An 11159-nucleotide genomic window follows, 5' to 3' on the forward strand; every position below is an offset into this window, starting at 1 on the left:
TGCCTCCCCGGTGTGAGCGACCCCGGTCGGCGAGGCCGTGACCGGCACCCTCTCCCACGGTAGGCCCCGCGTCCGCGCCGCACCTCCCCGGTACGTCTCCAGGTCGCCCGCACCTGTTTCCTCGTAGCCGGAGCCACCACGGCCGTTCCTCCGTACACTGACGGCCGTCGCCCGCCGACGGCCGAGTCCGGCCGCCCTGCGGGGATCCGCCGACGGGCACCACGCGCTGCGGGTCCGTTCGGCCGCGCCACCCCCCATCCGCGCACCACCGCTCACTCGCAGAGGGCCGTATGCCGACCATCAGACTTGTCCGGAACCTGACAGGAGCGGCCGCGGTGCTCCTCCTGCTGACCGCGGCGCCCGGAGCGGTCGCCGCCGCCCCGGAACCCGCGGCCCGCACCCCTGCCGCCACCACCCCCGCGGCCGACACCTGGCAGCCCCCGCTGTCCACCCGCGGCCGCTACATCGTCGATGCCGCGGGCAACCGCTTCCGGCTGAGATCGGCCAACTGGGACGGCGCGCAAGGTTCCTGGACCGGCAGCGGAAGCATCGACGACCCCGCCGACCACCATGCCGGTCAGGACTCCTACGGCATCCCCCTCGGCCTGGACCGGGTCGCGCTGCCCAAGCTGCTCGCCGACTTGCACGCCCTCGGGATCAACAGCATCCGGCTGCCGTTCTCCAACGAGATGATCCACACGACGGCCCCCGTGCCCGACGTCGCCGTCACCGCCAACCCCCAGCTGCGAGGCAGGACACCGCTGCAGATCTACGACGCCGTGGTGGCCGCCCTCACCGGCGACGGCTTCGCGGTCATCCTCAACAACCACACCAACACCTCCCGTTGGTGCTGCGGCATCGACGGCAACGAGCGCTGGAACACCGGGCAGTCCACCCGGCAGTGGGCCGACGACTGGGTCTTCATGGCCCGCCGCTACGCCTCCGACCCACGCGTGGTGGGAGCCGACCTCTACAACGAGGTACGGCGCGACATCATGGACGACCCCAACTGGGGCCTGGGCGACGACCACGACTGGTACGCCGCCGCCCAGCTCGCCGCGGACCGCATTCTCACCGAGGCCAACCCCAACCTCCTCATCGTCATCGAGGGCATCAACTGGACCGGTCTGCCGGTCGACGGGCTGCCGCACGGCCGCCCCATGCTCACTCCCGCGCGCACGCTCTCGCACACCCTCGTGGCCACCCACAAACTGGTCTACTCCGCCCACTTCTACGGTTACACCGGGCCCCACCACAGCGGTGCCACCGGCGTCGGGGAGACACACGACGCCCGCTATCAGGACCTCACCCGCGACGAGCTGTACCGAGCCCTGGACGACGAGGCGTTCTTCGTGACCGAGGAGGGCGGCCGGCACTACACCGCGCCGCTGTGGATCAGCGAGTTCGGCATCGGAGCCGGTGAGGCGGGCACCGCGGCTCGCGCCTGGTTCGGCAACATCACCGACTACTTCGCCGACCATGACGCCGACTTCGCCTACTGGCCGCTGGTCGGATGGGAAGGTCACGACGACTGGTCGCTGCTGCGCTACGACACCGCGGGTCACCGATCCGGCATCCTCGACGGGTCCGACTGGCGCGGCACCGCGTGGAACCACCTCATGACCGCGCCCACGCGCACCGGGCCCGTGGCGGAGGTGCCCTCCTGGCGCATGCTCGCCACCGACCACGGCGACCGGAATCAGTCACTCCGGGTGCGTGCCACCGGGGACTGGGACTCCGGTGCCTCCAAGGCGGCCTGTCCCGACGGTCTGCGGCTGACCGGGCTCGGCCACACGGCCGGCCGCGCACTGTGCACCGACATCACCGCCGGTGACCTGCGCGCCGAGGGGAACACTCAGACGGTGGTCGCCGACGAAAGCCGTGTGCCGCAGGGCGGCGACTGGGCCTCGGGTTACACCAAACTCCAGTGCCCCACGGACAACTTCCTGATCGGCTACAGCCATCGCGGCGGCCGGGTGTCGGCGGCCCTCTGCGTTCCTGCCCGGGACCGGCTGGGCGTCACGGGACGGACCGTGTGGTTCGACCGGTCCGACAACCGCCCCGCCGACGCCGCCGGCGGCGACTTCGCCTACGGCGACTACAAGGGCCAGTGCGCCGACGACGAGTACGCCGCCGGAATCGCCTTCACCACTCGACTGGGCAGCACGGCGGGCCCCGCCGCCCTCTTGTGCCGCAAGCTGTCCTGAAGAGCAGGACGGCGGGGCACTCCCCAGGGGTGTAGCCCCACGACGAACAGGGGTTCGGCGTCCGGACGCTCCGTCGTCCGTCGTGCCGTCCCTGGGCCTGGAACGCGGGCGGCACGCCGGGGCCGTCCGCGTTCCGGCCTCTCCGGCGCCGGGGCGGTGTCGCCCGCCTCAGGGCCCGGCGCTGTCTGTCTCCAGCCGGGCTAAGTGCCGTAACGAGACGGCGAGGTCGTTCTCCCGGCACCAGGCCATGGCGATGCCGAGGGGAACGCCGTGTTGCCTCCTCAGCCGCAGCAGGGCCTCCGCGCGGTCGACGGGTGGGTGACGGTCCGTCACCGAGGCCCCCAGGAGCGCGGGTGCGTGGGCCAGCACGTGGGCGAACCGCTCGCGCTCCCCGCGGACGACTGCCAGCTGGGCATCGGTGAGCGGTGCGAGGCCCAGCCCGGCGCGCACGGATCTGTCGGCCACTTCGACCAGTTCGTCGAGCCGGGCCAACGGCACGCCGACGAGAGTGAGTTGGGTGCCGGCGTGCCGTAACAGCCGGCGTACGGCATGGGCCCGCCCCCGTGGCCCGGGCGCGAACCCAGCGCCGATGAGCAGGGCGACCGCGAACGAGCGGTCGACGAGCAGACGGACCCGTTCGGCCTGAGCCACCGTCGTCCCGTGGGCCGGCAGCACTTCATGGACGCTCTTGACCAGCGCCGCGAAGCGCCGGGTGCCGAACGGTTCACGGGTGCCGTCCAGGGCCCCGAGCAGTTCGTGCTCGAGGACGGCGACTTCGAGCAGCGAGCGGACCTGCCCGGTGGCGCTGAACCGCAGATGTGCGAGGACGCGGTAGCGACCACAGCGGCAGCCGGGACCGCAGGTTCTGCTGCACGGGACACCCACTGGGAACTCGATGCTCAGACGCGGGCCGCCAACCGGTACCGCCCCGCTCGCCGGCGCCGAGGAAGGGCAGTCGAAGCCGATCCGCCGTGCGCCGATGCCCAGTTGACCGAGGGCCTCGTGGAGCGGATCCGTGTGCGAGGGGCGCACCGAGACGACGAACGCGAGGCCGCGCGGGTCCAGGCCCGCACCGGCGAGGGCCTCGGTCACGTCGCCGATGGGGACGCGGAACGGACGGGGTCCCGCCCATACGGCGCTCAGCACGCGCTGCGCCGAGGGAGGTGTGGCGACCGGTACCGCATGCAAGTGCCGCGTCCGGATCGACCATCGCACGGTGTGCACTCCGCCGCGCGCGTGCGACAAGGGGGCGAGCAGCGGGTCGATCCAGGACGGGGAGCCGTGCTCCGGGAACAGCCCGGGGAGGCCGGGCGGTGCGAGAGCCGGAGGCGGCTGCCAGCGGTATCCCCGGGCGCTCAGGGCGTCCGACACCTGATGGATGTCGCCCGGCGCACTGATCACGGGCCACCTCGCCGATTGATGGACACCACGACTCCCGGTCATTAGTGACTCGAATGTGACAGCCACTATAACAAAAGAAATTTCGACCCAGAAATTCCGCAGATATATAGGGGTGAAGGGTGCATTCTGGGTCCGATGAATCATGCAAAAGTGAAGGATATGGGCCCATTTTGACCTCGTCCTTGATTTATTGACTAACAGAGTCAAGGGCTGCCAGGATCTTCGTTGTCAAACCGCTTTGGCCGCAGATGGTCGTGCCGAACGAGAGGTGTTCGCTGTGTTCGCTGTGCGCAAGATTGCTGCTCTCTTCCTGGCGTCCCTCGCCCTGCTGGCGGGAGGCGCCACGGCCGGCGTGGCCGCCTTCTCCGACGCGTCGGCGAACTCCCGTGTCGTCCTGGCCGGCAACGGCACCGCGGGGAGCGACGATCTCCCGCTGTGCTGCTGAGGCCGGACCGGTCCATGTACCGGGAGCACGGCAGAGCGCCCCACAAGAGGACTTATGGGGCGCTCTGGGAAAAGGGCGGAACGGTGCGGGTCAGTGCTGCCTTGCCTCCTGGGGCGTGGCGGAGATCAGAGTGCTGCGGTGGCCCATGAGCCGCATGCCCTGCCGGTAGGCCCACACCGCCCGCTCGCTCTCGCCGCTCTTCTCCAGGATCTCCGCCAGTTCGGACCAGGCGAAGGCCGCCTGCCGCCCCGCCTCCGAGGCTTCGAGCAGCAGGGCGCCGCGCTCGTAGGCTGCCTGCACCGCCTCGTGGTCGTCCCGCAGCAGATGCGCGGCCGCGAGGACCAGTTGGACCCGCGCACTCTCGAGCCGGTGCTCCGGACCCAGCAGGTCCAGGGCCCGCTGGGCGTGCTCGATGGCGCTGTCCGGCCGGCCGAGCATGACCTCGGCCCGGGCCAGCGCGGTCTCCACATAGGCGACATCGATGCTGCTCCCCAGGGAGCGCAGTGTGGCGGCGCTCTGTTCGAGCAGTGCCTTGGCCGCCTCCGGGTTCGGATCCTCGGACTGCAGCAGGACGGTGGCGTGCGCGTTGCGTACGCGGGCCAGGGCCCGCTCGTCGTCCCCCTCCGCGTAGATGGCGACGGCCTTCTTGATCAGTGCCAGGGCCTCGTTCGAGCGGCCTTGGCGGTGCAGCACCGCGCTGGCGTTCCAGTACGCGCCCCCCAGTGCCCGGCGGTCGGCGATGATCTCCGCCCGGCTGATCGCCTGGGAGGCGAGGAAGTTGGCGCGGTGCAGATCGCCGCGTTCGCTGTAGACGCCGATCAGGGTCGACAGCAGTTCGAGGTAGGCGACCGTGGGGGGCAGGTCCGCGGCCTCGGCCTCGGCGAGGGCGTCCTCGGCGACCTCGATGGCGTGGGACAGGTTCCCCAGCTCCCGGTAGCAGCGGCACAGGGACATGACGATGCTCAACTGGTCCACGGTGCCCCGCCCCTCCGTCGTGCACAGCCGGCGGAGCGACTCGAAGTGCGTCGCGGCCTCCTCCAGGTCTCCCTTGTGTTCGAGACACTGGGCGATGCCCAGCTCCACGGAGAAGAAGAGGTCCCTGTGCTCGGTGGCCGACAGCCTGCCGCGCAGCTCGGTGAAGGTCGTCAGGGCCGCGGCCGCATCGCCGTTGCGCAGGGCGAGTTGCGCGTAGTGCAGCTCCACCTCCAGGCCGATGACGTCCGGCTTGGCGATCGGCCCCGACAGATAGGCGACATCGCAGCCCAGCCGCTCGGCGAGCTGGGCCATCACCTCGTCCGAGGGGATGCGCTTCCCGGCTTCCAGCAGGGAGACATAGCTGGGGGACAGGTTCGGCCGCGCCAGGGCCTCCTGCGAGAGTCCGGCCGCCCTGCGGAGTCGTCGGATGCGTGAACCCAGGGATTCGTTCTCGGTCACTGTGACTCCTCACTTGACAGGCCTGAAGGAAACAGAACCCGGGCGGGGGCTTTCCCGGGCCGTGGGCGATATGGGCGCTGGTGTCGTGTTCCCTCCGATACACCCTGATATTCGTTGCCCGTCTGACCTGCGGAATCTTCGGGTGGGTCGCCGAGTCGAGTTGTTGACCGGAGGGTGATGATCTTCGGAGCTTTCCGAGTGTACTGACTAACGGTATAACATTCCAGTCATCATCGTAGTGATGACGGCGTGTCGCATTGATCGCGACTCCCGGTTCTTGCCGGGCCGGTCTGCTCCGGCTCAGAGGCGCAAGCGTGACCAGGCCGCTCGGCAACCCGCGCAGCGCACGGTCGCCCGCCCCTCGCTCAGCCGCCGGTACCCGGTCCACCCGGGCGACTTGGCCCACACGCCCCTTGCTCAGTCCGACTTTCCCTGTCTGCTCCTGAAGATCACCAGGAGGCCCATCCATGACCGCGTCCGCTCCCGACCGCGCCGCCACGCGCCCCACCGCGGCGGTGCTCCGACGCCGGGTCAGCCACAGGCTGCCCGGCCTGCTGCGGGACACCGCCTTCCGCCGGTACTGGACCGCACAGACGGTCTCCCGCCTCGGGGACCAGGTCTCCGCCCTCGCCCTCCCGCTCATCGCGGTCACCGTGGTGCACGCCGACGCGGCCCGGATGGGACTTCTCGGAGCGGCCGCATGGCTGCCCAACCTGCTGTTCGGGCTGTACGCAGGACTGTGGGCCGATCACCGTGCCAACCGCCGCCGGGTGATGATCGCCGCGGATCTGGGCCGGACGGCGCTGCTCGCCACGGTCCCGCTCGCCTACGCCCTCGGCAGATTGACGCTCGGTCAGCTCTACGCCGTGGCCTTCGCCGTCGGCACGCTGTCGGTGTTCTTCGAGGTCTGCAACCCCCCGCTGTTCAAGGCTCTTGTCCCACCGGCCGGATACGTCCAGGGCAATGCGCTGACCAGCGGCAGCCGGGCCATGTCGAAGGTCGTCGGGCCGAGTGCCGGGGGCTTTGCGGTGCAGTTGCTGTCCGCGCCCTTCGCACTGCTCGCCGACGCCCTGTCCTATCTGGTGTCCGCCCTGTTCCTGTCCCGGATCACTCCGGCCGAGCCGCCACCGGCACCCAAGGAGCGGGGTCGGCTGGGCGCCGCGGGACGCTTCATCGTGCGTTCGCCCGTCATCCGGAGCGCACTCGCCGCGACGGCGACCGTGAACTTCGGCTGCTTCATGGTCACCACGCTCTTCGTCCTCTACGCCACCACATCACTCCACCTCAACCCGGGCCTGCTCGGCCTGGTGCTGGGGGCGGGAGCCGGCGGCGCGCTGCTCGGGGCCGCCCTCGCCACGCCGTTGGCGCGGCGCATCGGCGTGGGCCGGACGTTCGCCCTCGGATGCCTCGCCATGCCCGCCCCCATGCTGCTCATACCGGCCGCCACCGGGCCCCGCCCGGTGGTTCTCACGATGCTCTTCGCGGCCGAGTTCGGATCGGGGATCGGTGTCATGTGGCTCGACATCGCCCTGGCCACCATCCTGACCTCCGCGGTCCCGGACGCCATGCGGTCGAGCGTCTTCGGCGCCTATCAGTCCGTCAACCTCGGGACACGGCCCCTCGCGGCGCTCGCCGCGGGAGTCCTCGCGGGCCCGCTCGGACCGCGCACCACACTGTGGGCGGGGGCGGTCGGCGCCCTCGCCGCGTTCCTCTGGCTGCTGCCCTCTCCCGTACTCAAACGCGCGGCACAGCACGCCGACCAGGGCGACCGAGAGGCACGACGCGGCCTCGAAAGTGCCTCCACACTGCCTCCCGCAGTGCCGATTCGGCGCCGACGCCGCGATTAGCGTGACATCACCGCTCGATGATCGACCACTCGAAGCCGGACGTCCGCCCGCGTCCGCCGATCAGGGTGGCCGGACAGCGAGTCGGCCGTCGGCCGCCCCCGTACCCGGGCCGCCGCACCGGCCGTCCCTGTCCGGTCACCGCCCAGCTGTCACGTCCTCATGGAGACTTCCGTGGCCCCAGCAGATTCCGGATTCTTCCTCAACGCGTTCCTCGACCAGGTCGCCGCGACGCCTCACGAACCGGCTGTCGAGCTCGGCGACCAGCACCTGACCTACGCCGAACTCGACGCGCGGGCAGAGAAGTTGGCCGCCCGGCTGCAGCACTCGGGTGCGGGGCCCGAGGCCACGGTCGGGGTGTTCATGGAGCCCTCGCTCGACCTCGTCGCCGCGGTACTGGCGGTCGTCCGGTCCGGCGCCGCATGGCTGCCCCTGGACCCGTCGTACCCCCGCGAACGACTGTCCTACATGATCCGCGACTCCGGTGCCCTGCTCGTCATCGCGGACAGCACGGCGCCCGACTGGCTCGCGCACCTCGACGTGCCCCTGGTGGATCCGACGAGCGCCGAGCGGACCGGCCCGGCCGCGCTGCCCCAGCTCACCCCCGAAGCATCGGCGTACGTCATCTACACCTCCGGTTCCACCGGCCGGCCCAAGGGTGTGACGCTCACTCAGCGCGGACTCGCCAACCTGGCCGAGGCGCAGGTCGGACCGTTCGGGCTGCGCCCCGGAAAGCGCGTCCTGCAGTTCGCCTCGCCCAGCTTCGACGCCTCCGTCTTCGAGCTGACCATGGCACTGCGCTCGGGAGCCACCCTCGTCCTGCCGCCCCGCCGCGACGTGCTGTACGGGCCGGGCCTCGGCGACTTCCTCGAGGACACCCGGATCACCCACATCACGCTGCCGCCGAGTGTGCTCGGGATGGTCCCCCCGATGGAACTCCCGGACCTGGAGACGATCGTCTGTGCCGGTGAGGCCCTGCCCGCGCAACTGGTGGACCGCTGGGCCCCCGGCCGCACCATGTTCAACGCCTACGGCCCGACCGAGGCCACCGTCTGGGCCTCCCTGGCCAGGACCCTGCCCGGCGGCGGGAGGCCCGTCATCGGCCGCGCGATCGACGGCGTACGCCTGCACGTCCTGGACGAGGAGATGCGTCCGGTGCCGCCCGGAGCGACCGGCGAGCTGGTGATCGCCGGCGCAGGCGTGGCCCGCGGCTACATCGGGCGACCCGCCCAGACCGCCGACCGCTTCGTGCCCGACCCCGACGTCCCCGGCGAACGGGCCTACCGCACCGGCGACCTGGTCCGTCTGACGCCCGAAGGCGAACTCGACTTCCAGGGCCGCAGCGACGACCAGGTCAAGCTGAACGGCTTCCGCATCGAGCTCGACGAGATCGCCGGAGTACTCCGTGAACACCCCGAGGTCCAGGACGCCGCGGTCGTCGTGGGCCGCGTCGGCGACGAGGACCGGCTGCTCGCCTACGCCGTGGCGCCCGGCACCGAGGCCCTGGACCTGAGGGAGTTCTCCGGCGGGCGGCTGCCGCACTACATGGTGCCGTCGATCGTCGTCATCGAACGTCTGCCGCTCACGCCCAACGGCAAGCTGGACCGTGCCGCGCTCCCGGCACCCGACCGCGACTCCCTGGGCCTGGCGGGCGACCGCACCGCCGCACGCACCGACACCGAACGCCGACTGGCGGAGATGGTCGGCGAACTGCTCGCCGTCGACGGCATCGGGGTCCAGGACGACTTCTTCCTGCTGGGCGGCCACTCCCTCCTCGCGGGACGGCTCGCGGCCCGGATCCGCACCGAGTTCGGCACCGAGCTGCCGATATCGCGGATCTACGAGGAGCGCACCATCGCCGGCATGGCCGAGGCGCTCAGCGGCCACGCCGACAGCGCCCCGCCGCTCCCGCCCGTGACGAGGGCACCGAGGGACCAGCCGCTGCCGCTGTCCTTCCCACAGGAACGCATCTGGTTCCTGGAACAGCTCTCGCCCGGCAACCTCGCCTACAACGCGCAGGCCACCATCCGGCTGCGCGGCCCCCTCGACGCGGACGCCTTCCGGGCGACGCTCACCGAGATCGTGCGCCGCCACGAGATCTTCCGTACCGCGTTCTCGACCGTCGACGGCGTGCCCGTCCAGGAGGTCCGCCCGCCGCGGCCCGTGGACCTGCCGGTCGTCGACCTGCGCGACCTACCCTCCGACGAGCGGGAGCGCCGCACCGAGGAACTCGTCCGGGAGACTATCCGCCGTCCCTTCGAACTGACCGACCCGCCGCTCGCCCGATGGCTGCTGATCCGGCACGCCCCGGACGACCACACCCTCGTCCAGGTGGAGCACCACTTCGTACACGACGGCTGGTCGTTCGCGGTCCTCCTCGACGAGATCCGGGCCATCTACCCCGCGCTGGCGGCAGGCCGCCCCTCTCCGCTGCCCGAACCCGCCATCCAGTACGCCGACTTCGCCGCCTGGCAGCGGGGCTGGATGCGGGACGACGTCCTCACCCGTCATCTGGACTACTGGCAGCGTCATCTGGACGGCGCCTCGTTCATCCTCGACCTGCCCACGGACCGCCCCCGCCCGCGCGCCCACTCGTTCAGCGGAGCGGCGCTGCGGATCGACCTTCCGACCGAACTGAGCCGCGCGCTCCGAAAGAGCAGCCAGCAGGCCGGAGTGACCCTCTTCTCCTCGATGCTGTCCGGCTTCGCCGCGCTGCTGGGACGCTACACAGGGCAGACCGACCTGGTCGTCGGCACCGGAGCCGCCAACCGACGGCTCGCCGAGACGGAACGCATGCTCGGCATGGTGGTGAACACCCTGCCGCTGCGCCTCGACACCTCCGGCTCACCCGGATTCGGTGAACTCCGCAGCCGTGTGCACGACGTCCTCGTCGACACCGCGGACTGGCAGGACGTCCCGCTGGACCGCCTGGTCGAGACCCTGGCACCGCCCCGCGACCCGTCGCGCAACCCCCTGTTCCAGGCGATGTTCAGTTTCCACAACGCCGCCGTGCCGGACCTGCGCTTCGGCGGGATCGAGGGCACCGTCCTGGAGCGGCACAACGGCTCGGCCAAGATGGACCTCAACATCGTCGTGGTGCCGCGGGCCCAGCAGCGCACCGGCCAGGACGAGGATCCCGACGACGACCGGATCACCCTCATCTGGGAGTACGCCACCTCGCTCTTCGACGAGGACACGATGCGGCGCATGGTCGCCCAGTACGTCGCGCTCCTGGAAGCGGCCATCGCCGACCCCGACCGCCCGGTGGACCTGATCGAGCTGCTCACCGGGACCGACACGGACGGCCACTCCGGTCCGACGCCCGACGTGGGCCCCTCGGCCGGTGCGGGTGAGGAGGTCGTGTTCCCGGGTGGTCTGTTGCCCGAGTTGGTGGATGTGGTGGCGGTGGGTGCCGGTGGGGTGCCGGCGGTTGTGGATGCGAAGGGTGTGTTGTCGTACGGGGAGTTGGTGGGTCGGGCGAATCACCTGGCGGTGCGGTTGCGTGCTGCGGGTGTGGTGGCTGATGTGCCGGTGGGTGTGTGGATGGGCCGGTCGGTGGAGATGGCGGTGGTGTTGCTGGCCGTCGTGAAGGCGGGTGGTGCGTTTGTGCCGCTGGATCCTGATCTGCCGGTGGGCCGTGTGGTGCGGATTCTGTCGGACGCCGGCGCGTCGTTGGTGTGCGTGGACACGGCACGGGCGGGTCAGCTCGCCGAGGAGCAGGGCATCACGGCGTTGGAGTGTGGTGCGGGCATGTTGTCGGAGTCCGCTGTGGTGGGGCCGGATGCCGGGATCACGGGCGGGAATCTGATCTCGGTGTATTACACGTCG

6 protein-coding genes are annotated in these 11159 nt (G+C 70.9%); 4 read left to right on the forward strand and 2 right to left on the reverse strand.

Annotation, left to right across the window (positions count from 1 at the left end; all coding sequences use genetic code 11):
- The first annotated feature begins 290 nt into the window (after positions 1 to 290).
- Positions 291 to 2207 (forward strand): glycoside hydrolase family 5 protein, encoded by a 1917-nt coding sequence (locus ACFY2Z_RS14700; protein ID WP_390744541.1) that lies wholly within the window; start codon positions 291 to 293, stop codon positions 2205 to 2207.
- Between the two features lie 168 nt (positions 2208 to 2375).
- Here the strand turns inward: ACFY2Z_RS14700 and ACFY2Z_RS14705 are convergent, their stop codons facing one another.
- Positions 2376 to 3608, reverse strand: a complete 1233-nt coding sequence (locus tag ACFY2Z_RS14705) for an alanine--tRNA ligase-related protein (protein WP_390744542.1) — start codon at positions 3606 to 3608, stop codon at positions 2376 to 2378.
- A 277-nt stretch (positions 3609 to 3885) separates the two neighbouring features.
- Here ACFY2Z_RS14705 and ACFY2Z_RS14710 point away from each other — a divergent pair, with 277 nt between their 5' ends.
- Positions 3886 to 4053, forward strand: coding sequence for a hypothetical protein (locus ACFY2Z_RS14710; RefSeq protein ID WP_390744543.1), 168 nt, complete (start codon positions 3886 to 3888; stop codon positions 4051 to 4053).
- A gap of 90 nt (positions 4054 to 4143) precedes the next feature.
- Here ACFY2Z_RS14710 and ACFY2Z_RS14715 read toward each other — a convergent pair whose 3' ends face one another.
- Complete coding sequence (locus ACFY2Z_RS14715) at positions 4144 to 5487, reverse strand: helix-turn-helix domain-containing protein (protein WP_390744544.1); 1344 nt, start codon at positions 5485 to 5487, stop codon at positions 4144 to 4146.
- A 467-nt stretch (positions 5488 to 5954) separates the two neighbouring features.
- Here ACFY2Z_RS14715 and ACFY2Z_RS14720 point away from each other — a divergent pair, with 467 nt between their 5' ends.
- Positions 5955 to 7334: an MFS transporter gene (locus ACFY2Z_RS14720; RefSeq protein ID WP_390744545.1), complete on the forward strand. Its 1380-nt coding sequence runs from the start codon at positions 5955 to 5957 to the stop codon at positions 7332 to 7334.
- A gap of 171 nt (positions 7335 to 7505) precedes the next feature.
- Positions 7506 to 11159: amino acid adenylation domain-containing protein (locus ACFY2Z_RS14725; protein ID WP_390744546.1), on the forward strand; the 3654-nt coding region annotated here is incomplete at its 3' end.

The sequence above is a fragment of the Streptomyces sp. NPDC001222 genome, assembly GCF_042896945.1.
Lineage (GTDB): Bacteria > Actinomycetota > Actinomycetes > Streptomycetales > Streptomycetaceae > Streptomyces > Streptomyces gibsoniae.

Bases quoted from the DNA above. Each gene is read 5' to 3' on its own strand.
- ACFY2Z_RS14700 (WP_390744541.1), top strand. From the start codon at position 291: ATGCCGACCATCAGACTTGTCCGGAACCTGACAGGAGCGGCCGCGGTG.
- ACFY2Z_RS14720 (WP_390744545.1), top strand. From the start codon at position 5,955: ATGACCGCGTCCGCTCCCGACCGCGCCGCCACGCGCCCCACCGCGGCG.